This window comes from Streptomyces sp. NBC_00876 (assembly GCF_045207435.1).
GTDB lineage: Bacteria > Actinomycetota > Actinomycetes > Streptomycetales > Streptomycetaceae > Streptomyces.
Map to the genome: position 1 here is coordinate 5,456,650 of NZ_CP108800.1, position 21,260 is coordinate 5,477,909.

Annotated in this window: 20 protein-coding genes; 10 read left to right on the forward strand and 10 right to left on the reverse strand. The window is 70.6% G+C overall.

The genetic code is table 11. The features are described 5' to 3' along the window. The first annotated feature begins 203 nt into the window (after positions 1–203). Positions 204–797, forward strand: a complete 594-nt coding sequence (locus OG782_RS24150; protein ID WP_406454236.1) for a hypothetical protein — start codon at positions 204–206, stop codon at positions 795–797. Positions 798–948: 151 nt separating this feature from the next. Here the strand turns inward: OG782_RS24150 and OG782_RS24155 are convergent, their stop codons facing one another. The 3 genes from OG782_RS24155 to OG782_RS24165 form a co-directional block, all read right to left on the reverse strand. Next, positions 949–1,533: a hypothetical protein gene (locus tag OG782_RS24155; RefSeq protein WP_406459241.1), complete on the reverse strand. Its 585-nt coding sequence runs from the start codon at positions 1,531–1,533 to the stop codon at positions 949–951. A 36-nt stretch (positions 1,534–1,569) separates the two neighbouring features. Further along, the gene (locus tag OG782_RS24160; protein WP_406454238.1) at positions 1,570–3,582 is read right to left on the reverse strand and encodes a hypothetical protein; all 2,013 of its coding nucleotides are present in this window, start codon (positions 3,580–3,582) and stop codon (positions 1,570–1,572) included. A 447-nt stretch (positions 3,583–4,029) separates the two neighbouring features. Next, the gene (locus OG782_RS24165) at positions 4,030–4,410 is read right to left on the reverse strand and encodes a DUF192 domain-containing protein (RefSeq protein ID WP_406454240.1); all 381 of its coding nucleotides are present in this window, start codon (positions 4,408–4,410) and stop codon (positions 4,030–4,032) included. Between the two features lie 102 nt (positions 4,411–4,512). On the opposite strand from OG782_RS24165, the gene OG782_RS24170 reads away from it, so the two are divergent. The 3 genes from OG782_RS24170 to OG782_RS24180 all read left to right on the forward strand — a co-directional run bounded on the left by OG782_RS24170 (position 4,513) and on the right by OG782_RS24180 (position 6,819). Next, on the forward strand, positions 4,513–5,370 hold the full coding sequence (locus tag OG782_RS24170; RefSeq protein WP_406454242.1) for a prepilin peptidase: 858 nt from the start codon (positions 4,513–4,515) through the stop codon (positions 5,368–5,370). Positions 5,371–5,472: 102 nt separating this feature from the next. Then, entirely contained in the window at positions 5,473–6,291 is an 819-nt protein-coding gene (locus OG782_RS24175; protein WP_406454244.1) for a class I SAM-dependent methyltransferase, read from the forward strand. Between the two features lie 69 nt (positions 6,292–6,360). Then, positions 6,361–6,819 carry a hypothetical protein gene (locus OG782_RS24180; protein WP_406454246.1) on the forward strand — a complete coding sequence of 153 codons (459 nt, stop codon included), beginning with the start codon at positions 6,361–6,363 and terminating at the stop codon, positions 6,817–6,819. A gap of 85 nt (positions 6,820–6,904) precedes the next feature. Here OG782_RS24180 and OG782_RS24185 read toward each other — a convergent pair whose 3' ends face one another. Beyond that, positions 6,905–8,062 (reverse strand): winged helix DNA-binding domain-containing protein, encoded by a 1,158-nt coding sequence (locus OG782_RS24185; RefSeq protein ID WP_406454248.1) that lies wholly within the window; start codon positions 8,060–8,062, stop codon positions 6,905–6,907. 52 nt (positions 8,063–8,114) lie between these two features. On the opposite strand from OG782_RS24185, the gene OG782_RS24190 reads away from it, so the two are divergent. Further along, complete coding sequence (locus OG782_RS24190) at positions 8,115–8,642, forward strand: hypothetical protein (protein WP_406454250.1); 528 nt, start codon at positions 8,115–8,117, stop codon at positions 8,640–8,642. A 302-nt stretch (positions 8,643–8,944) separates the two neighbouring features. On the opposite strand, the gene mgrA is transcribed toward OG782_RS24190, so the two are convergent. Then, on the reverse strand, positions 8,945–9,985 hold the full coding sequence (gene mgrA / locus OG782_RS24195; RefSeq protein ID WP_406454252.1) for an L-glyceraldehyde 3-phosphate reductase: 1,041 nt from the start codon (positions 9,983–9,985) through the stop codon (positions 8,945–8,947). A 195-nt stretch (positions 9,986–10,180) separates the two neighbouring features. Here mgrA and OG782_RS24200 point away from each other — a divergent pair, with 195 nt between their 5' ends. The 4 genes from OG782_RS24200 to OG782_RS24215 all read left to right on the forward strand — a co-directional run bounded on the left by OG782_RS24200 (position 10,181) and on the right by OG782_RS24215 (position 15,242). Further along, positions 10,181–10,942: an isoprenyl transferase gene (locus OG782_RS24200; RefSeq protein ID WP_406454254.1), complete on the forward strand. Its 762-nt coding sequence runs from the start codon at positions 10,181–10,183 to the stop codon at positions 10,940–10,942. Between the two features lie 322 nt (positions 10,943–11,264). Beyond that, a complete protein-coding gene (locus tag OG782_RS24205) occupies positions 11,265–12,587 on the forward strand; it encodes a PhoH family protein (RefSeq protein ID WP_406454256.1) in 1,323 nt (440 codons plus the stop codon). 389 nt (positions 12,588–12,976) lie between these two features. Continuing rightward, on the forward strand, positions 12,977–13,684 hold the full coding sequence (locus OG782_RS24210; RefSeq protein WP_406454258.1) for a transglycosylase SLT domain-containing protein: 708 nt from the start codon (positions 12,977–12,979) through the stop codon (positions 13,682–13,684). Between the two features lie 145 nt (positions 13,685–13,829). Continuing rightward, a complete protein-coding gene (locus OG782_RS24215; protein WP_406454260.1) occupies positions 13,830–15,242 on the forward strand; it encodes an AI-2E family transporter in 1,413 nt (470 codons plus the stop codon). Between the two features lie 88 nt (positions 15,243–15,330). Here the strand turns inward: OG782_RS24215 and OG782_RS24220 are convergent, their stop codons facing one another. Both OG782_RS24220 and OG782_RS24225 read right to left on the reverse strand, forming a co-directional pair. Further along, positions 15,331–15,864, reverse strand: a complete 534-nt coding sequence (locus tag OG782_RS24220; RefSeq protein WP_123461342.1) for an alkyl hydroperoxide reductase — start codon at positions 15,862–15,864, stop codon at positions 15,331–15,333. Positions 15,865–15,876: 12 nt separating this feature from the next. Next, complete coding sequence (locus OG782_RS24225) at positions 15,877–16,431, reverse strand: peroxiredoxin (RefSeq protein ID WP_103759525.1); 555 nt, start codon at positions 16,429–16,431, stop codon at positions 15,877–15,879. A 132-nt stretch (positions 16,432–16,563) separates the two neighbouring features. On the opposite strand from OG782_RS24225, the gene OG782_RS24230 reads away from it, so the two are divergent. Next, complete coding sequence (locus OG782_RS24230; RefSeq protein WP_406454263.1) at positions 16,564–17,529, forward strand: hydrogen peroxide-inducible genes activator; 966 nt, start codon at positions 16,564–16,566, stop codon at positions 17,527–17,529. 24 nt (positions 17,530–17,553) lie between these two features. Here the strand turns inward: OG782_RS24230 and OG782_RS24235 are convergent, their stop codons facing one another. The 3 genes from OG782_RS24235 to OG782_RS24245 are packed head-to-tail and all read right to left on the reverse strand — an operon-like array spanning position 17,554 to position 21,154. Next, a complete protein-coding gene (locus OG782_RS24235) occupies positions 17,554–19,950 on the reverse strand; it encodes an ABC transporter permease (protein ID WP_406454265.1) in 2,397 nt (798 codons plus the stop codon). Continuing rightward, entirely contained in the window at positions 19,947–20,633 is a 687-nt protein-coding gene (locus OG782_RS24240) for an ABC transporter ATP-binding protein (RefSeq protein WP_406454267.1), read from the reverse strand. Before OG782_RS24240 ends, OG782_RS24235 begins: the two co-directional genes overlap by 4 nt. Continuing rightward, a complete protein-coding gene (locus OG782_RS24245; protein WP_406454269.1) occupies positions 20,630–21,154 on the reverse strand; it encodes a PadR family transcriptional regulator in 525 nt (174 codons plus the stop codon). The genes OG782_RS24240 and OG782_RS24245 overlap by 4 nt, the downstream gene beginning before the upstream one ends. Positions 21,155–21,260: the final 106 nt, after the last annotated feature.

A 21,260-nucleotide genomic window follows, 5' to 3' on the forward strand; every position in this document is an offset into this window, starting at 1 on the left:
GCCACGGAGCTCATTTACGCTCGGGAGCGACCGACATCGAGGGACCGGCCGCGAGCCGCTGACCCGCCGCCACCAGCGGCTGAGCAGGCGTGCTCCGGTGTTGCGGGCTCCCTCTCGCTCTACCTGACCAGCAGAGCGGGCACCTCTCATCCGGTGCGCCCGGGTGAAGCGGACTGCTCACACTTTTATGAGGTGACGTGTCGATGAGTGACGGATTCTTCTACTCGTACCACCTGGGCTGGAGCCGACCCGACGCGGAGTCGCTGCTCGGCGACCTGGAGGCGGCGGGCGTGCGGCCCGATCACCCCATCACCCGGCGCATCACGCTGATCTGCCCCGGAGCCGAAATGTCGGGCACGCAGTCCTGGGTCACCAGGGAGCAGCTGGTGCTCCTGGCGGGTCTGCAACGGCTCGACCAGGTCGACTTCCTGCTCTGGCTGCGCAGCGGGGCGGAGGTCCCGGCCCGGATCCGGCGGAACGAGGACGGGACGGTCACGCTGCACTTCGCCCTCGGCGGGCTGAGCCGCGCCGAGGAGGAGCGGGTCGTCCGGGCGATACGTGAGGCGATAGGCCGCGCCTCGCTGCTCTGTGTCGGCTTCGTCGTCGACCGCGAGGGAGCCTCGGCGGCGACCGACTGGCGCGGGTTCATCGTGCGGGGAGCCGTGTACTTCGACTGCTGGCCCGACACGCTCGCCGTGCGCCCGGAAGTCGCCACGGTGCAGCCGCAACTGGGCGGCGTGAACTCGTTCGAGCAGTCGCCCTGGGTCGTCTACGGCAGCGACGTGCCCAACAGGTAAGCGGAAGCCCGACAGACAGACGGAAGCCCGACAGACAGACGGAAGCCCGACAGGTAAGCGGAAGCCCGACAGGTAAGCGGAAGCCCGACAGGCAGGCGGAAGGGGCGGGTCCCGGACCCGCCCCCCATGGCAACACCCTTGAGTACAGCCGCTACTTGACCGTGATCGACTCGACGAACGAGTCCAGGTCGGCGGCGCTCAGCGAGCCCTTCACCGCGTTGATCCGGACGGCGAACGGCACATCCTTCGAATCGACGCCCGCCACCACGACGCCCGTCATCCGGGTGCCCTTGGCCGGGGTCCGCTCCTTGCCGGACGAGGTGAACTCGTAGTCGATCCGGCGGGCCTGCCGGGCACTCTCCGCGCCCGCGAGCCGTACGTCCGAGGTGTCCTTGCGCGTCGCGCCCAGACCGATGCCGGCGCCCGCGGCGGCGGCCGCCTCCTCCGCGTCGCCGACACCCTCGGCGAAGTCGAGCTGGACGGAGACCATTCCCGCGCGCAGCCCCCAGGCCTCCTCCTTGAGCGCGACCGCCGCGTTGTTCTTGCTGCGGTCGGCCGCGGGCTGCTCCCGGTACCCCTTGTCCTTCGGGTAGCCGACGGACAGGCTTCTGGTGTCCAGCGTGGCCCAGCCGTCCGGGACGGTCGCGGCGGCGTCGCCGCCGCAACCGGTGAGCAGGGTCAGGCCGATGGCGGCGGCTGCGGCTGCGGCTGCGCCGAGTGCCCGGGACCTCTTCATCGTCGTCATCGCCTCTTGCCTCGTGGTCGTACGTGATCAGTTCGCGCAGTAGCTGTACGGAAGGTACGTGCGCTTGCCGTCCTGCGGAGCCCCCAGGAACTGGGCGTCCGTCAGTGTCTCCTTCTTGTGCTCGTCGGTGACGGTCAACCCGATGCTCATGCCGAGCGAGAGCTCGAAGCCGAACTCCTGGGCGTCCGTCTCACCGTGGTACTTCATATCCGTGGACAGGCCGTCCTGGAACATCATCTGCTCGAAGGGGTCGGACCCGGCGGGCTTCTCCTGGAGCGAGTGGTCCCCGAACATGTAGGCGAACGGGGCGGTGTTGTCGCCCGAGCCGTCCAGCCACTGCTCGGCGATGGCCCGCTTGGCCTCGGTGGCCTGGTCGGTGTCCTTGCCGAAGACGATCGAGTTGGACGTGATCTCGATGCCGGACTCGGTGGACGAGTCGGAGATGCCGCCCTTGCCGCCGCGCTTGTCCTTGTCCTTCTTGCCGTTGTCGCCGCCCTCCTCGACCTTGCCCGTGCCCTTCCCGCTGTTCTCCACGGTCTGCGTCATGTCGATCCGCACGATCTTGCCGGTCTTCTGGTCACGCGTGACCGTCATGGAACCGGTACGGCTCTGCTTGCCGCCGAGCGAACCGGTCAACGGACCGGCCGTACCGGACGCCGTGGCCTCCAGTTCCAGCTTGGCGCTGTACGTGTACGACTCGTTGCCGCTGATGTCGTCCTTCGTGATGGTCACATCGGGCGAGAACTGGGCCTTGCCGCCGAGCTTCGCGCTGAGCGCCGACTCGTCACCCGCGCTGATGGAGAGCCCGCCGTCCGCGTACGCGTTGAGGCCGATGGTCGAGTAGGAGATCTTCTTGTCACCGATCTTGTTCTCGACGTCCTCCTTCTTCTCGGCCCACTTCATGCCCGAGTACCAGCCGCCGCCGTACGCGCCGCTGTACTTGGTCGAGGTCTCCCACATCTTCATTTCTTCGATGTCGTCCCGCATCTTCGCGGCGTCTTCCTCGCTGTTGAAGACCCAGGTGTCACCATTGGTGATCTTGATCCCGCCGCCGACATCGACCTCGGCCTTGCCGAGCTTGCCCATCTTGCCGCCGGCCTTGGCGCTCGCCCCGATGGACGCGGCGTCCGTGAACGTCATGGTGACGACCTTGTCCTTGTCATCCACCTTGCCGTCCTCGTTCACATCCGTCTTGGCCTGGCTGACCTCCTGCTTGAAGCCGTACTCATTGCCCCACTCGAACCAGCCGATCTTGACCTTGTCGCCCACGGTGTCGGAGATGCTGGAGATCTGGCACTGGTCGGGCTCGTAGTCGGCGTCGGTCTTCGGCTTCGCGGCCGGGTCACCGCCGCCGCCGGCGGCGCACGAGCCGCCCGAGCCGATGACCGAACCGATGGCGCAGCGGAACCGGGTGGCGATGGAGCCGCCGGCCCCGGTGGTGATGAGCGCCGCGACAATGGCCGCGGTCAGGATGATGACCCCGAGGTACTCCGTGACGGTGGCTCCGCCGTCACGCCAGGAGTACGGAGTGGCGGGCGACGCCTCCGTGTCGCTGTCCTCCATCAGCCGGTCGACGGCCAGCCCCACCGCCGCGCCGGTCGCCAGGGCGACCAGGGGCATCACGACGCCCTCGGCGTTCGACACCTGCCACGACATCGCGTACCCGTAACAGAGCGCGCCCAGCGGGACGCCGAGGGCGGCCGACAGATACAGGGGACGGGACTCGCGCTGCTCCTCCGGCAGCACCCGGGCGGCGGACAGAACCGTCAGTACGGTCGTCACGACCGCGGGCACGTGCAGCAGCCCCAGGCGCCAGGTGAAGACGTCCAGCCGCTCCTCGGTGGCCAGCATCTCGACGAGCCCGCGCGACACCAGGTAGCCGGCGATGAGATAGACGACGATGCCGACGGCCCAGCTACGGGTCAGCGGGAAGAACACGCCCCCGCTGCCGCCGGATCCGCCCCCGCCCGCCCGGCCGGGACCGTGCCCCGGGGGTATGTGACCCCCGCTTCCGCTGCCCCAGCCGCTGCCACCGCTCACGGTTCTCCCTCTCCGACGTTCATGCCTGCCTGTGCCCGTACTGCCGACTTCGGGCGTGGCGTGAGCGTACGGCTGGAAACACCCCCTTGACCTGGGCCCCAGGCCCCAATAACGGGCCCAAGTCGCCTGAACCGCAAGGGCGGTGGAAGGCGGGGGGCGTCGGCACAGGGCGATGAGCGGGCGGCGAGCGGACTGCTCACCGCGGACGAGACCGCACTGCTGCCGCCGGGCCCTCCTGGAGTGGGGCGGCCCGCATCGGTGACGGACTCGCGGACGAGCCGGCGCTCCGGATGCTGCGGTCCGTCCAGCGGAAACCGGGCCGGACCGTCCGGGCGTACTACGGAAGGACTCCGGGAGCGTGAGAGCGGCCGCCCACGGTCCCCGGGGCGGAGGCCGGCCGCCGCCCGCCGCGATGGGTCCGTGGGCCCAAGTGCGCGCGGCGCGCGGTCAGCGGGTCTGTGCCGTCTGCTCCACCCGTACCTGCATGCCGGGCCGCAGCCCCCACGCCGCCATCGCACCGGCCTCCGACTCGATCACATGACGGCCCCGGAGCCGCGGCATGCCCATGCGCCCCGGCTTCATCGTGTGGACCGCCACGACGTTGAACCGCCGGTCCAGATAGGCCACATCGATCGTGAACCGCATCCGGAAGGAGTGCACGCTCCCGCACGGCGTGATCATCAGCGCGCCGTCGATGCCGTCCTGGCCGAGCAGTCCACGGGTCCGGTGCCGGTAGGAGGCCGCGATCCGCAGCGGCACCCGGATCTCCTTCTCACCGTCCCGGTCCGTGATCGTCAGCGTTCCTGTGCCATTGCGCCATCGAGCCATGGACATGACGGTAGCGCCGCCCGGCGGCGTGCGGGCACGTATCGCCCGCAGTGGGCCCCCGGGCCCAAGACCCTTGCACCCAGGGCCTCTAGGATCGCTGAGGTGTACGCCATCCTGATCGGGGTCGCCGCCCTCTGGGGAGCCGCGACCGGACTGCTCGTCCCACGTGCCGCCTACCGGTTCTCCGTCGAACCGGACGAGGCCCGCCGGGACACCTGCCCCGCCGGCCACGCCCTCACCGGCCCCGGCCGCGGCTGGTTCGGCTCCACGTACTGCACGGCCTGCGCCGGGACGGTCGCGGCCGTCGACGTGCACACGGCCGCGACCGCCACGACGGCCGGGCCCGGACCCGAGGACGACGAGGCCGCCGGCGACGACCCGGACCAGCAGGGCGCGACACCGCGCACGGCCGGCCCGCGCTACGCCCCGTACCGCGTCGCCCCCGTCGTCACGGCCCTCGCCTGCGCCGCCCTCGCCGCGAGCACCGGCACCCGCCCCGAGCTCGCCGTCTGGCTGCTGCTCGCCCCCGTCGCCGTACTCCTCGCGTCCATCGACCACCGCGTCCACCGGCTGCCCGACGGGCTGACACTTCCGGCCGCCGGTGCGGCGGCCGCGCTCCTGGGCCTCGCCGCCCTGCTGCCGGAGCACGCCGGATCCTGGCCGGCCGCCCTGCTCGGCGGAGCGGCACTCGGCGCGTTCTACTTCCTGCTCTTCCTCATCAACCCGAGCGGGATGGGCTTCGGCGACGTCAAGCTCGCCCTCTCGCTGGGCCTGGTCCTCGGCTGGTACGGCTGGGCCGTGGTCTTCGCCGGAGGCTTCGCGGGGTTCCTGTTCGGCGCGGTGTACGGCGCCGCTCTCGTGATCATGCGGCGGGCCGGGCGCAAGACGGGCATCCCGTTCGGCCCGTTCATGATCGCCGGCGCGCTGCTGGGGATCGCGTTCGGCGGCCTGGCCGCCTGAGAGCCCCACCCCTTCAGCCGCTGCGCGGAAAGGGTCGACGCTTCCCTCCGTGCGGCCTTAATACGGTCGCGGCCGGGCACGCACTGCTGCGAGCATGCCCGTATGCCCGCGACACCCGAAGACGCACAGGCGACAGCAGCCGGAGCCGCACCCGAACCCGAACGCGCCCGGTTCGAGGCCCTGGTCGCCGAGGCGGACACCGTCTCCGTGGCCGGCTGGGACTTCTCCTGGCTCGACGGCCGGGCCACCGAGGAGCGCCCCTCCTGGGGGTACGCCCGGGCCATGGGGGAGCGGCTCGCCGGGGCGACGGCCGCACTCGACATCCAGACCGGTGGCGGCGAGGTCCTCGCCTCCGCGCCGAGGCTGGCGCCGCTGACCGTCGCCACCGAGTCCTGGCCGCCGAACATCGCCCGCGCCACCGCCCTCCTGCACCCGCTCGGCGCCGTCGTGGTCGCGGACGAGGACGAGCCGCCGCTGCCGTTCGGCGACGCGGCCTTCGACCTCGTCGTCAGCCGGCACCCGGTGACCACATGGTGGGACGAGATCGCGCGGGTCCTGACACCCGGTGGCACGTACTTCTCCCAACAGGTCGGCCCGGCCAGCGTCTTCGAGCTCGTCGAGTACTTCCTCGGCCCGCAGCCGCCGGAGGTACGCGCCGGCCGCGACCCGCAACAGGCACGCGCCGCGGCCGAGGCGGCCGGACTGGACGTCGTCGACCTGCGGCTGGAGCGGCTGCGCACCGAGTTCTTCGACATCGGCGCCGTCGTCTACTTCCTGCGGAAGGTGATCTGGATGGTGCCCGGTTTCACGGTCGGGCGGTACCGGTCCCAACTCGCCGCGCTGCACCACCGGCTCGAGAACGAGGGGCCGTTCGTGGCCCACACGACCCGCTTTCTGATCGAGGCCCGCAAACCCGGGTGAGGGCAGAACCGTTTCCGCGGCCCGAAGGATGGCACCCTGGTTGCTGACCGCACGCGGAAGGAGCAGGCCATGAGGGTCGGCAACGAAGAGGAAGCCACGCGTGGCCCGCGGCAGGGGAACGCCGAATGGCTCAGGGGCGCGAGGATCGTCGGCGTCCTCGGCATCTTCTACCGGCCCGAGGGCCGGATGGGCGAGCCGGAAGCCGTCGCGTTCCTGCTGGACGACGGCCAGTCGGTGCTCCTGACCTGCGCCTCCGACGGCACCCTGCATGTCGGTGCCGGAACCTGGCCGGACCTTCCCGACTGGTGTGTGCCGGCCGCCCAGTGGGAGTTCGCCTCCATGGCCCGGCTGCCGCAGCCGCCCCACGGCGGCTGGACGGTGCGGTGCACCGAGGAACGCAGGGACGAGCGGGGCGAGGTGCACGAGGCCGTCATCCGGTGCGAGGGCGGCCGCTTCGTGGTCACCGGCGGCGACACCGTCGGCATCCGCTTCACCCGGGGCCACCGGGGCGCGGCCGCCACGACCTGACCGCCCGGCCTGACCGCACGGCGTAGGGCCTCTCGTTCGGATCAGGCCGGGCTCGCGGGGTCCGGCCTGATCCGAACGAAAGACCCTACGCGTGCGCCCCCACCGTCACCGTCCCCACCGTCAGCTCCGCCCTCCCCTCCAGCACTTCGCCCACCCGGGCCGCCTGCTGCTCCAGCTCGGCCGACTGCTCCGCAGCCAGGGGCGAGAGCGGCTCCACGGTCACCACGATCCGCCCGCCCGCCCGGCGCTGGTGCCACACCCCGGCCACGGTGCCGTCGACCAGCAGCACCGGGTAGTTCCCCGCCTGGCCGCCCGCCAGGGCGCGGGTGTACGCCGTGCCGGGGAAGAGCCTCCCGCGCGGCTGGGACGCGATGACGAACGCGTCGAAGTAGGGGAGCAGCCGCACCCCGCGCACCGCCCGGTCCGGGAAGACGGTGTCGCCCGCCACCACCCAGGCCGCCGCGCCGTCCTCGTACACCACCTCCTCGATCGCCCCGTCCGCCGCCAGCCCCGCGAACAGCTGCGAGGCCCAGCGGCCCGACGTGGCCAGCCACTTGGCGTAGTCCTGCGGGGTGGCGGGTCCGTAGGCGTGCAGGTAGCGGCGGACGAGCGCGGCCGAGGCCCCTGGCCCGTCGAGCGGGGCGACCCCCGGGTTGGTGTACGTGACCTTGCGGCCGCGGTCCGCGCCGAAGCAGAGCACGCCGCGGTGGCCCGCCAGATGGGTCACCTGCCGCCAGCGCGGCCACAGCGTCTGGAAGGCGGGCATCACCGGCTCACCGGCCCATGCCCCGGCGCGGGCCACGACGGCCTCCGTCAGCTCGTCGACGGTGAGCTCCGCGCCCGTCAGGGCGTCCGCGATCGCGGCGAGCACCTCCTCCGTCTGCTCCGGCGTCATCCGCACCCCTTCCGGATGGACACTGCGGGCCACCGGCAGGGCCGACAACGCCCCGGTCCACAGCGCAAGTTCGTCCGCAGCCACCAGGTGGACCGTGCCCCGCGGCCCGAACGTCTTCACGAGCGTGCGATCCGTCCACAGGGCCGCGCGCACATCGCCGCGATTCAGCTCCGCCGTCCGCAGTCCCACGGAGAGCTCCGCGGCCGAGAGCACCTGGGCGTGCGCGGCCGGCATCGCCGAGACGGCGGTGGCCGGGGTGGCCGCGCCGAGCGGGGCGGTCAGTCCCTGGCGCTCCATCCGGCGGGCGTTCGCCCCGGCCCAGGTCACGGTTGCGCTTCGCGTCGTCATGATTCGAAAACTATCGGCTCATCAGGTCAGGGCCCGTCCCATACTCGGCGCCATGACCTCAGTGAGACGTACAGCCCGAGTCCTCGCCGGTGCGGTCCTGATCGTCGTGGTCCCGGCTCTGGCGGGGTGCGGGACGCTCCAGTCCCCCGCGCTCGGGGCGCCCGTCGGGAGCAGCGCGTCTCCGGGTGGTGCCACGCCCTACGGTGAGGAGGGTGAGGGCGACACCAACCCGCGCTACGCGGAGAACCACGCCTTCCAGTCCGCCGCCGATCTGTCGGCCGCCGACCGGACCAGGGGCGAGGCGGAGGTGAGGAAGGTGGAGCAGGGACTCGCCGGAATCGCCGAGGGGCGCAGGACCACCGAGCCCCAGGTCTTCAAGGCGCTCAGGGCGCTGGGCTACGGCGACGGGACGATCACCACCCGGACCTTCGGAACGCACCGCACCGCGTTCACCCTGACCCTCGACCGCATCTGCGTGGACGGGACGCTGGACGGCATGGTCAACGGGCTCGTCGAGGCCGACGTGCACGGCGTCTACATCGAGGGAACGGGCTGCGTGAGGCCCGAGGGCGGCCACTGACAACCGGAATGTGGGCATCCTGTGCATGTCCTGTGGGTGCTTCCGGCGTCAAGGCGGCGCCTCGGGGCGTCCGCGCAGCTCCAGGCCCCGCGGAGCCCCGGATTCCGTGCTCGCAGCGCAGTCCCGTGGATCCGGAGAGTAATTATTTCGTGGCGTGGCACGCAGCATCACTTACGAAGGGTTATGGTGGAAACCCCCCCTCGGGCCGGTCCGTAACCCCCCCCACGGACCGGCCCGTTTTTTGTGCCCCGGCTCAGCCGGGCCCGTACCGCCGTCGCGGACGGGGGTGCCCGGAGGGGACCTCAGGCCCGTCCGGCCCAGATATTGGCCCCCGCGGTGTCCACGGCGAAGGTGTCGATCTCCTTCAACTCCTCGGCCGAGAGCGCCGGACCGGCCAGCGCCGCGACGTTCTCCTCCAGCTGCTTCACGCTCGACGCGCCGATCAGAGCCGACGTCATACGGCTGTCGCGCAGCACCCAGTTGAGCGCGAGCTGGGCCAGCGACTGGCCCCGGCGCTGCGCGATGTCGTTGAGCCCGTTCAGCCGGCGGACGACCTCGTCCGAGAGCAGATCCGGGTTCAGGGACTTGCCCTGCGTGGCGCGCGAGCCCTCCGGGATGCCCTTCAGATACTTGCCGGTCAGCAGACCCTGGGCGAGCGGCACGAAGGAGATGCAGCCCATGCCGGCCGCCTCCAGGGTGTCGAGCAGCCCGTCGTCCTCGGTCCAGCGGTTGATCATCGAGTAGGACGGCTGGTGGATCAGGGCCGGCACACCCATCTCCCTGAGCAGCCGGGCCGCCTCGGCGGTCTGCTCGGAGTTGTACGAGGACACCCCCACGTACAGCGCCTTGCCCTGGCGCACGGCGGAGGCCAGCGCCCCCATCGTCTCCTCCAGCGGAGTGTCCGGGTCGAAGCGGTGCGAGTAGAAGATGTCGACGTAGTCGAGCCCCATCCGCTTCAGCGAGGCGTCGAGGGACGACAGCAGGTACTTGCGGGAGCCCCACTCGCCGTACGGGCCGGGGTGCATCTCGTACCCCGCCTTGGTGGAGATGATCAGTTCGTCGCGGTACGGGGCGAAGTCCTGTGCGAAGAGCTTGCCGAAGTTGAGCTCGGCGGAGCCGGCCGGCGGGCCGTAGTTGTTCGCCAGGTCGAAGTGGGTCACGCCGAGGTCGAAGGCGCGGCGCAGGATGGCGCGCTGCGAGTCGAGCGAGCGGTCGTCGCCGAAGTTGTGCCAGAGGCCGAGCGACACGGCCGGGAGCTTGAGGCCGCTGCGTCCGGAGCGCCGGTACTCCATGGAGTCGTAGCGCGGCCCGGCGGCCCGGTAGGAGGAAGAGGAATCAGTCACGTTTCCCTCCTTATCACGGACTTGTGACAGGCCGGGTTGGGCCGGTGCGGCGCCTGCGCAGTAATGTGGCCGCTTCGGGACTGCCACGGCACGGCGGGGCGATCGCCCCCTTCCGGTGCGGCGATCCCCAGGGGGCGACCCCGGCCCCCGGGCAGAGGGGCGGGCGGGCCCGCACGGAACCGAGAGGTGGACTCAGTGAACTTGCGCGACCTGGTGTACGGGCTCTACGCGCGCCGGGTGGAGGCCCGCCTCGATCACGCCCAGGTGCCCAAGCACATCGGCGTCATCCTCGACGGCAACCGGCGCTGGGCCAAGGCGTCCGGCGGTACCGCCGCCGAAGGACACCAGGCAGGTGCGGACAAGATCAAGGAGCTCCTCGGCTGGTGCAGTGAGACCGATGTCGAGGTCGTCACCCTCTGGATGCTGTCCACGGACAACTTCGACCGGCCCGAGTCGGAGCTCACCCCGCTGCTCGGCATCATCGAGAACACCGTGCGCGACCTGGTGGCGGACGGCCGCTGGCGGGTCCACCACGTCGGCACGCTCGACCTGCTGCCCGCGCACACCCAGACGGTCCTCAAGGAGGCCGAGCAGGCCACGGTCGGGGTCGACGGAATACTGGTCAACGTCGCCGTCGGCTACGGGGGCCGCCAGGAGATCGCGGACGCGGTGCGTTCGCTGCTGCTCGACCACTCCGCCAAGGGCACCTCCTTCGAGGACCTGGCCGAGATCGTCTCCACCGACCTGATCTCCGAGCACCTCTACACCCGCGGCCAGCCGGACCCGGACCTGGTGATCCGCACCAGCGGGGAACAGCGGCTGTCCGGCTTCATGCTCTGGCAGAGCGCGCACTCCGAGTACTACTTCTGCGAGGTCTTCTGGCCGGCGTTCCGCCGCGTCGACTTCCTGCGGGCCCTGCGTGACTACGCCGCCCGCCACCGCCGCTACGGCGGCTGAGGGGCAACGGACGCGGGGCGGCCCCCGGGACGGGTTCGTCCGGAAGTGGCCAGGTCGGCATGGCTTGGCTTGTTCGAGGGCATACCCCAGACAGGTCGACGTCCGGTCACCAACCAGGCGGACGTCGTGTCCAAGTGAGCGGCATGGAGTCCGCTCGCCCGGGAGGCCCTTTGCACACGAAGGACCGTACATACAGTGCGGCCGACGCGGAGGGCCGGCGCTCGGCCCGCGCAAGGTGGCCGCAGCCCGGTCCGTCCTCTCCCATTGGGATGCTCCGCGACGCCGTCGCACCCCAACCTCGTCCGAGGGGGTACGTCCTTCCGTGGTGACCAGCACAAAGCGCCGCATGCCCGACAGGCGCACCTATGTTCTCGACACCAGCGTCCTGCTGGCCGATCCGAACGCCATGGCCCGGTTCGACGAGCACGAAGTCGTGCTCCCGATCGTCGTGGTCACGGAACTGGAGGCCAAACGGCACCATCCGGAGCTCGGGTACTTCGCCCGGCAGGCCCTGCGCCTGCTGGACGACTTCCGGGTCCGGTACGGCCGGCTGGATGCCCCGATCCCCCTCGGGGACCTGGGCGGGACGCTGCGCGTCGAACTCAACCACTCCGATCCCGGCGTACTGCCCGCCGGCTACCGGTTGGGGGACAACGACTCACGGATTCTCGCGGTCGCACGCAATCTCCAGGCCGAGGGGTACGACGTCACGGTCGTCTCCAAGGACCTGCCGCTGCGCATCAAGGCGTCCTCGGTCGGACTCCTCGCCGAGGAGTACCGCGCCGAACTCGCCATCACCGACTCCGGCTGGACGGGGATGTCCGAACTTCCCCTCTCGGCCGACCAGGTGGACCTGCTCTTCACCGAGGAGACGCTGTACGTCCCCGAGGCCGCCGAGCTCCCCGTGCACACCGGTCTGGTCCTCCAGTCCGAACGGGGCAAGGCGCTCGGCCGGGTGACACCCGAGGGCAATGTGCGCCTCGTCCGCGGCGACCGGGAGGCCTTCGGCATCCACGGCCGCAGCGCCGAGCAGCGCATCGCCCTGGAGCTGCTCCTGGACCAGGAAGTCGGCATCGTGTCCCTCGGCGGCCGGGCAGGCACCGGCAAATCGGCTCTGGCGCTCTGCGCGGGGCTGGAAGCGGTGCTGGAGCGCGGGCAGCACAAGAAGGTGATGGTCTTCCGCCCGCTGTACGCGGTCGGCGGACAGGAGCTCGGCTATCTCCCCGGCAGCGAGGCCGAGAAGATGAGCCCCTGGGCCCAGGCCGTCTTCGACACGCTCTCGGCGGTCTCCGGCCGTGAGGTGATCGAGGAGGTGCTGGGACGCGGCATGCTGGAGATCCTGCCGCTCACCCACATCCGGGGCCGTTCCCTCCACGACGCCTTCGTGATCGTCGACGAGGCCCAGTCGCTCGAACGGAACGTCCTGCTGACCGTGTTGTCCCGGATCGGGTCGAATTCCCGCGTCGTACTCACGCATGACGTGGCCCAGCGGGACAACCTCCGGGTCGGCAGGTACGACGGCGTGGTCGCCGTGGTCGAGAAGCTCAAGGGACACCCGCTCTTCGCGCACGTCACGCTCACGCGTTCGGAGCGCTCCCGCATCGCCGCACTGGTGACCGAAATGCTGGAGGAAGGCCAGATCTGATACGAGTTGGACCGTTGATGCCGCCCGGCGAGCCAAGGAGCTTAGCCGGGCGGCATCGCGTTGCGGCGCCATTTCCGTAATTCATGTGCGCCAAACGAGGTGTGAGCTTTCACACGCAGCAGAGAATTGCCTCGCGGCGCCCCGTTCCGGCAGAGTCTTGCTTCCGTCAGGCCCCGCATACGGCACACCGGCACCTCCAGAGGTGCCACACACCACACAACTCAACAACCGCCGTCCGTATGCCGCCCGCGAGCACCACGCGGCGCTCCCTCCGGGGAGTCGCCCACCGGGCCCGTGCCTCCCGTGACCCAAGCAGTAGGGAGGCCAGTGCCAGGGGCACGATTTCGCCCGCGAGGTCACCTAAGCGGGCGATGCTGGAAGGACACCGTGTGAGCCGGATCTCGGTCCGGGGGTTCGCCGTGGCATCTGCCACTGCGGTAACCACCGTTGGCGCCGTCGTAGGCGTTGCATCGGGCAGCACCCCTGCTGTCGACGACAACAACTTCGAGGCGACCGCAGCCGACACCACGCTGCTCGCAGACATCCCCGCGGGCCAGCAGGCCCAGGTGCAGACCGCATCGCTGACGCAGCAGGCCGACGCCCAGGCGTCAGCCGCCGACGCCGCAGCGAAGAAGTCCGCGGAGGAGACAGCTCGCGTACAGGCCGCCAAGGACGCCAAGTCCAAGAAGCAGGCGGCCGAGGACAAGCTGGAGCGGGAGCGTCAGGAGAAGAAGGACGCCGCCGAACGCGCCAGCCGCTCCGAGGTACGCAGCACCGCGGCGTTCGCCACCCAGGGCTCGTACACCGTCGCCGAGATCCAGGCGATGGCGCGGCAGATCGTGCCCGCCGACCAGTTCCAGTGCTTCAGCAACATCGTGAACGTCGAGTCGAGCTGGAACTACAAGGCGAGCAACCCGTCCTCCGGCGCCTACGGGCTCGTCCAGGCGCTGCCCGGCTCGAAGATGTCCACGGCCGGAGCCGACTGGATGACCAACCCGGCCACGCAGATCAAGTGGGGCCTCAGCTACATGAACAGCGGCCGCTACGGCAGCCCGTGCGCCGCCTGGTCGTTCTGGCAGGCCAACCACTGGTACTAGAGAACCCTGGAACCTTCCGAGGTTCAGGTCTCAACCTCACGAAGCCCCCCGCCGTCCTACGGTGAGGGGCTTCGCGCGTGTACGGTCATGCGCAGCGGCTCCCGGGGGAGTGGTGGGGAGCGCGGACGGGGGTAGAGGAACCGTTATGTCAAAACTGCCGGGGTGGCTCGGGCAACTGGGTGCTGAACTGACCAGGCTGGGCGAGCGCCTGGAGGAACGGCGGGCCGAGACGGAGGCCGAGGACCACAAGGCCGTGCACGAGGAGGCGCCGGCGGCGGTCGCCGCCGCAGCGCCGGCGGACACCGGCGCGGCCGTGGCCGACCATGTGCCGCCGCCGCCCGCGTACGCGCCCTCCGTCGCCGCCCGCCCCGACCCGGTCGCGGCGATCCCCTGGGGGATGCGGGTCGCGGCCGAGGCGGGCTGGCGGCTGCTCGTGCTCGCGGGCACCCTGTGGGTCCTCATGCGGGTCATCAGCGCGGTGCAGCTGGTGGTGCTGGCGTTCGTCGCCGCACTGCTCGTCACGGCGATGCTCCAGCCGACCGTCGCCCGGCTGAAGCGGTACGGACTGCCGCGCGGGCTGGCCACCGCCGTCACCGCGATCCTGGGCTTCGTCATCATCGGACTGGTCGGCTGGTTCGTGGTCTGGCAGGTCATGGACAACATCGACACCCTGTCCGACAAGGTGACGACGGGGATCGACGATCTGAAGAACTGGCTGCTGGACAGCCCGTTCCATGTGACCGACAAGCAGATCAACGACATCGCGAAGAACCTCAGCGACACCGTCGGCACCAACACCGAGGCGATCACCTCCGCCGGACTGCAGGGCGTCACCGTCATGGTGGAGATCCTCACCGGCATGCTGCTGGCGATGTTCTCGACGCTCTTCCTGCTGTACGACGGCAAGCGCATCTGGCACTGGGTGCTCAAGCTCGTACCCGCCCAGGCCCGGCCGGGCGTCGCGGGCGCCGGTCCGCGGGCCTGGCGGACGCTGACCGCCTATGTACGGGGCACGGTGATAGTCGCGCTGATCGACGCGATCTTCATCGGCCTGGGGATCTACTTCCTCAATGTGCCGATGGCCGTCCCGCTGGCCGTCTTCATCTTCCTCTTCGCCTTCATCCCGCTCGTCGGCGCGGTGGTCTCCGGCGCACTGGCGGTGGTCGTCGCGCTGGTCACCGAGGGAGTGTTCACGGCGCTGATGGTGCTGGCCGTGGTGCTGGCCGTGCAGCAGATCGAGGGCCACATCCTGCAGCCGTTCATCCTGGGCCGCGCGGTGCGCGTGCACCCGCTGGCCGTGGTGCTCTCGGTCGCCGCGGGCGGCATGATCGCCGGTATCGGGGGTGCGGTCGTCGCGGTGCCGCTGGTCGCGGTGACCAATACGGTGGTCGGCTATCTGCGCACGTACGGGCAGGAGGAGTCCCGCCGCCACTCACCACCGCCGCACGGCTCGACGTCACTGGACGCGGCACCGACCCGGGGGCCCGGCTCACCGCCGGAGGAGACCGACGACGGCAGTGACGAGGAGCCGGCGGCGGGCGTGCCCGGGAAGGCCTGAGCGGACGCACGGAAAAGAGCAGTAAGAAGGGCCCCTCGGACGGTCGGTCGTCCTCGGGGCCCTTCTCGTATCAGGGGTACTGCGGGTGCTACTCGGCGAGGACGGCCTCGGCTTCGAGGGTCACACCGACCGCCTGGATCACCGAGGCGATCTTGACGGCTTCCTGAATGGTCTCACGATCCACGCCGGCCTTGCGCAGCACCTGCTCGTGGGAGTCCAGGCACTGGCCGCAGCCGTTGATCGCGGAGACGGCGAGCGACCACAGCTCGAAGTCGACCTTCTCCACGCCCGGCTTGCCGATCACGTTCATCCGCAGGCCCGCACGGAGCGTCCCGTACTCGGGGTCCGACAGCAGGTGCCGGGTCCGGTAGAAGACGTTGTTCATCGCCATGATGGCGGCGGCCGACTTCGCGGCGGTGTACGCCTCCGCGGAGAGGTTGGCCTTCGCCTCCGGCTCCAGCTCGCGCAGCACCTTCGGCGAGCGCGAGGCGATCGCGCAGGCCAGCACGGTGCCCCACAGCTGCTGCTGCGGGAGCTCGCTGTTGCCGATGACCGAGCCGAGGTTCAGCTTGAGGTCCTTGGCGAAGTCCGGAACGGCGGCCTTCAGTTCGTCGAGTGCCATGTCGGTGTCAGCTCACTCGCCCGAGAGGAGCGCGACCGGGTCCAGGGTGTTCTCGCCCTTGGTCCAGTTGCAGGGGCACAGCTCGTCGGTCTGCAGGGCGTCGAGGACCCGCAGGACCTCCTTGGGGTTACGGCCCACGGAACCGGCGGTCACCATCGTGAACTGGATCTCGTTGTTCTGGTCGACGATGAAGACGGCGCGCTGGGCGAAGCCGTCCTCGCCCTCGATGCCGAGGTCACGCATGAGCTCGTGCTTGGAGTCGGCCAGCATCGGGAAGGGCAGGTCGGTCAGGTCCGGGTGGTCCTTGCGCCAGGCGTGGTGCACGAACTCGGAGTCACCGGAGAAGCCGAGGACCTGGGCGTCACGGTCGGCGAACTCCTCGTTCAGCTTGCCGAACGCGGCGATCTCGGTCGGGCACACGAAGGTGAAGTCCTTGGGCCACGCGAAGACGATCTTCCACTGACCCTCGTAGGTCTTGTGGTTGATCTGCTCGAACTCCTTGCCGCTCTCCAGCGAAACACAAGCGGTCAGATCGAACTCGGGGAACTTGTCACCGACAGTGAGCACGCGCTCTCCTTGCAGCGTAGGAAGACCCTTTTTGGGGGTGTTCCTGAGGGTTGGACGGTGTCCACCTTGGCACAGAGTGCATTGATAGCGGAAATAGCTACACTCGGTCGTGATGATCGGAGGTGCCTATCAGTGGCCCAGAGTAATCAGGGCAATCGCCCCAAACAGCCCAGCCTCTCGCAGCTGCGCGCCTTCGCCGCCGTGGCGGAGTATCTGCACTTCAGGGACGCCGCGGCAGCAATCGGGATGAGTCAGCCCGCACTCTCCGGCGCCGTGTCCGCGCTGGAGGAGGCACTGGGTGTCCAGCTCATCGAGCGTACGACGCGCAAGGTGCTGCTCTCGCCCGCCGGGGAACGGCTCGCGGTCCGCGCCCGGTCCGTGCTCGAGGCCGTCGGCGAGCTGATGGAGGAGGCCGAGGCGGTCCGGGCGCCGTTCACCGGAGTGCTCAGGCTCGGCGTCATCCCGACCGTCGCCCCGTATCTGCTGCCGACCGTGCTGCGGCTGGTCCATGAGCGCTACCCCGACCTCGACCTCCAGGTGCACGAGGAGCAGACCTCCTCGCTGCTGGAGGGGCTGGCCGCGGGGCGGCTGGACCTGCTGCTGCTCGCGGTGCCCCTCGGCGTGCCCGGGGTGACGGAACTCCCGCTCTTCGACGAGGACTTCGTGCTGGTCATGGAGTGCAGTCACTGGCTCGGCGGACGGCAGGACATTCCGCGTGAGGCGCTGCGCGAGCTGCCGCTGCTGCTGCTCGACGAGGGGCACTGCCTGCGCGACCAGGCGCTCGACATCTGCCGCGAGGCGGGGCGGACGGAGGGCGCTCCGGTCACCACGACCGCGGCCGGGCTCTCCACGCTGGTGCAGCTGGTCGCCGGCGGGCTCGGGGTGACACTGCTGCCGCGGACCGCGGTGACGGTCGAGACCGCCCGCAACGAGGCGCTGACCACCGGATACTTCGCGGACCCGGCTCCCGCACGGCGGGTGGCGCTGGGGATGCGGACGGGAGCGGCCCGGCACGAGGAGTTCGAGGAGTTCGCGGCGGCGCTGCGCGGCGCGATGGCGGCCCTGCCGGTGCGCGTGGCGACGGCCGGCCGGACCTGAGCACAGGTCCGGCCGGCGGGGGAGCTATTCGCTGCGCAGCCCGTCCGGGCGCATCATGCGCCACAGCGGCGGCAGGGACAGCAGGGTGACCAGCAGGATGAGCGACGCGCCCGCCCCCGCCAGCGGCAGGAACAGCCACCAGCCGGACACCTGTTTGCCGACCATCCAGCACAGCGTGGCGCCGAGGGCGAGGCCGCCGGCCACCGCCACCGCGAGCCCGATGACCACCGGGATCGCGGTCTGCCACAACACCGACCAGCCGAGCGTGATCCTTCGGGTGCCGAAGGCGACCAGGACCGACAACAGCCGCTTGCGCTCGCGCAGTTGCTCCAGCTGGGAGACCAGCATGGATGCGGCGATCAGCAGCAGCGTGGCGGTCGCGCCGACCTGGAGGCCGGTCTGGATGCTCGCGTACTGCCGGTTGCGCTCGAACGAGTTCAGGGTGACCAGGCGCATGCCGGGGTCGAGTCGCGCCGCCGTGTTGCGTACGTACTCGGCGGCGTCCGGGACCTGTTCGTCGATGCGGATCTGCGCGACGGTCTCGGCTCCCGGCAGGGTCCGCGCGTCAATCGCTCCGGGCGTGACCAGGATGCCCGAGCGCTCCTCGCCGTACGGGTCGGTCCGGGCCGCGACGGTCCGCGAGCCGGCCGGCAGCGTCCAGTGCAGCGGCGTGCCGTGGCCGTAGCTGTCGAATTCGAGCACCTTGCCCTTGCGAGCGGTCTGGTCGACCCAGCCGGCCTGCCCCTTGTCCTTGGGATGGGCGACGAAGGTGTCGCCGTCCCGGCAGGTCGTGATCCGGGCGATCTCGCGCAGGGTCGCGCAGTCCCCGACGGTGAACGAGGTGGTGGGCTGGATCTCGTCCTCCTTGTACGTCCCCGGCTTCGTCGCGTACGCCTCGACCGTGCCGATGACCTGGGTGACGCCCTTGGTGGCGCGGAACTCCTTGATCGAGCGCAGGGCGGCATCGCCTCTGACGATCTGGGAGGCGGCGTAGAACTGGGCGCGGGACGGGTCCTGGCCGGTGATCCTGTTGAAGTCGTCGTTCATCGCGGCGAACAGCATCTGCAGGGCCACCGCACCGGCCACGGCGACGGTGACGCCGCTGACCGCGCGGGAGGCCGCCCCGCTGCTCAGCTGGAGCCGGCGGGTGGCCAGCTGCCAGGGGACCGGGCCGCCGCGCAGCCGCCCGACGCAGGCCTCGACCAGCCAGGGCAGGAGCAGGGCCAGCCCGACGAGGACGAGCACCGCGCCTCCGGCGACCGGATACGGGTTGACGGGGCTGTACTCATCGATCCTGCCGCCGAGTCCGAAGACCGCGAGTCCGGCGACCGGCAGCAGCAGCCGCCACCAGAGGCGACGCTTACGGCTGCGGTTGTTGCGTACGACGCCGAGCGGCTCGATGACCACGGAGCGCATGGCCATCAGGGTGACGAGCACGGCGGTGAGCGGGACCGCGAGGGCGATCAGCACGCACAGCCGGACGTCGGGGGACAGGTCGGCGGGGAAGGCGCTGACGTCCCAGATCTCGATGTGGCCGACGAACCGGCGCCCCGTCAGGAACACGGCCAGCCCGATGAGGAGGCCGAGCGCCGAGCCGAAAAGTGCCTCACCGGCCGCGATCCGGCGGGTCATCCGGATGTCCGTACCTACCAGGCGCAGGGCGGCCAGGCGGCGGTCGCGGCGGTCGCCGCCGAAGCGGACGGCGGTGGCGATGAAGATGGCGACCGGGGCCAGCAGCACCACGCAGACCATGATGGTCAGCACGATGAGGATCGGTGGCAGCGGGTCGGTCGGGCCGGGCTTGCCGTATCCGGCGATCCGGTGGCCGCCCGACGCGCGGGTGAGGGTGTCGCTGCCCGCGTAGAACCACAGCTCGCCGGGTGAGCGCAGGCCCTCGTCCGAGATCGTGCCGGTGACCTCGTACGGCAGCCGCTCCTTGAGCAGCGCGTTCTTCGGGGAGTCGAGGAGTCTCCCGAGCGCGGGGGAGACCACCATCTCGCCGGGGGCGGGGAGTTCACCGATCCCCGGGGGGACGACCGGGTGGTCGCCGTCCGCGCGCATCAGGAAGCCCGTGATGGAGCGGTCGTGGTACTCGGTGCTCGCTTCTATCCGCAGGACCGTGCTGTCCGACTTCTTCGCCGAGGCGTCGGGGGACTCGGAGATCTTGGTCTCGGAGCGGGCCCGGTCCCGGGCGGACCGCTCGTCGAGCATGTGCGGCACGGAGGAGGCGGTGAGCAGCAGTGCCACACCGATTCCCACGCCGACGGCGGTGAGCAGGGTACGGATCCAGCCCTCGCGGCCACCGTCGGCGGCGAACCGGATGCCGAGCCAGAGGTCGCGCAGCCAGGGTGCTGTGCGCGAGGGGGCACCGGGACGCTCCGACGGGCCGGCCGGGGCCTTCTTCGCGTCGAGCATGGTCATTCGGCGTACTCCAGACCGAGGACGCGGCCGTCGCGGACGGTGATGTCGCGGTCGGAGTAGGCGGCGACGCGGGTCTCGTGGGTCACCAGCACCACGGCGACGTTCGCCGACCGGGCGGCCTCGGTGAGCAGCTGCATGACCCGCTCGCCGTTGAGGGAGTCCAGGGCGCCGGTCGGCTCGTCCGCGAAGACCACCTTCGGGGAGGCGGCCAGCGCGCGGGCCACCGCGACCCGCTGGCCCTGGCCGCCGGAGACCTCGCCGGGGCGTTTGGCGCCGACGTCGTCGACCTCCAGGCGCTCCATCCACGACAGGGCGATGCGCTCGGCGTCCTTGCGGCGGGTGCCGTTCAGCCGCAGCGGCAGGGCGACGTTCTCCACGCAGGTCAGCTCGGGGACGAGCTGGCCGAACTGGAACACGAAGCCGAACTCGCTGCGGCGCAGGGCGCTGCGCTCGGCGTCGGACATCGCGGACAGCTCGCGGCCGGCGTAGGAGATGGTCCCGGAGTCGGGGGTGATGATCCCGGCGAGGCAGTGCAGCAGGGTGGACTTGCCGGAGCCGGAGGGGCCCATCACGGCGACGACCTCACCGGGGTGGATGGAGAACGAGGCGCCGTCCAGTGCGGCGGTCGTCCCGTAGGTCTTGCGCAGGTCGCGGGCGGCGAGCAGGGAGCCGGCGGGGGTCACGCGGCCACCACCTTCGCGAGCTGGCCCAGTCGCGCGGCGGTCAGTTCCAGCCAGCGCAGGTCGGCTTCCAGGTGGAACAGCGCGTGGTCGCAGATCAGCTGGTCGGCGAGGTCGCCGTGACGCTTGCGATCGGTGAGGATCCGCATCAGGCGCAGGTGCTCGGAGCGCTGCGCGTCCAGCACATCGGTGGCGCTGCGGCCGGTGAGCATGGCCAGGACGACCTTGGTGTACAGGGTCGACTGGAGGTACGGCTCCGGCTTCTCGGGCTGCGCGAGCCAGGCGGCGACATCGGTGATGCCGGCGTCGGTGATGGCGTAGCGCTTGCGCTCCGGACCGCCGTCGGTCTCCACGCCGTCGACCTCGACGAGGCCGTTCTTGAGGAGCCGGGACATCGTCGAGTAGACCTGTCCGTAATGCAGGGGACGGTCGTGACCGAACTTCTCGTCGAAGGTCCGCTTGAGGTCGTAGCCGTGGCGGGGGCCGGACTCCAGGAGCCCGAGCAGGGTGTGGCCGATAGACATGACCAGGACTCTACACGGTGTGTATACCTCGCGTGTATACCGATCGGCGGAAGTCGTCCCTTCGAGTGAACGACGGCTGATCCCATCCCCGGGAACCGGCCCGGGA

Excerpts from the sequence above, each read along its gene's own strand:
- OG782_RS24220 (WP_123461342.1), bottom strand. The coding sequence starts at position 15,864 with ATGGCACTCGACGAACTGAAGGCCGCCGTTCCGGACTTCGCCAAGGAC.
- OG782_RS24175 (WP_406454244.1), top strand. The coding sequence starts at position 5,473 with ATGCCCGCGACACCCGAAGACGCACAGGCGACAGCAGCCGGAGCCGCA.
- OG782_RS24190 (WP_406454250.1), top strand. The coding sequence starts at position 8,115 with ATGACCTCAGTGAGACGTACAGCCCGAGTCCTCGCCGGTGCGGTCCTG.
- OG782_RS24155 (WP_406459241.1), bottom strand. The coding sequence starts at position 1,533 with ATGAAGAGGTCCCGGGCACTCGGCGCAGCCGCAGCCGCAGCCGCCGCC.
- OG782_RS24235 (WP_406454265.1), bottom strand. The coding sequence starts at position 19,950 with ATGACCATGCTCGACGCGAAGAAGGCCCCGGCCGGCCCGTCGGAGCGT.
- OG782_RS24180 (WP_406454246.1), top strand. The coding sequence starts at position 6,361 with ATGAGGGTCGGCAACGAAGAGGAAGCCACGCGTGGCCCGCGGCAGGGG.
- OG782_RS24245 (WP_406454269.1), bottom strand. The coding sequence starts at position 21,154 with ATGTCTATCGGCCACACCCTGCTCGGGCTCCTGGAGTCCGGCCCCCGC.
- OG782_RS24165 (WP_406454240.1), bottom strand. The coding sequence starts at position 4,410 with ATGGCTCGATGGCGCAATGGCACAGGAACGCTGACGATCACGGACCGG.
- OG782_RS24185 (WP_406454248.1), bottom strand. The coding sequence starts at position 8,062 with ATGACGACGCGAAGCGCAACCGTGACCTGGGCCGGGGCGAACGCCCGC.
- OG782_RS24150 (WP_406454236.1), top strand. The coding sequence starts at position 204 with ATGAGTGACGGATTCTTCTACTCGTACCACCTGGGCTGGAGCCGACCC.
- OG782_RS24215 (WP_406454260.1), top strand. The coding sequence starts at position 13,830 with ATGTCAAAACTGCCGGGGTGGCTCGGGCAACTGGGTGCTGAACTGACC.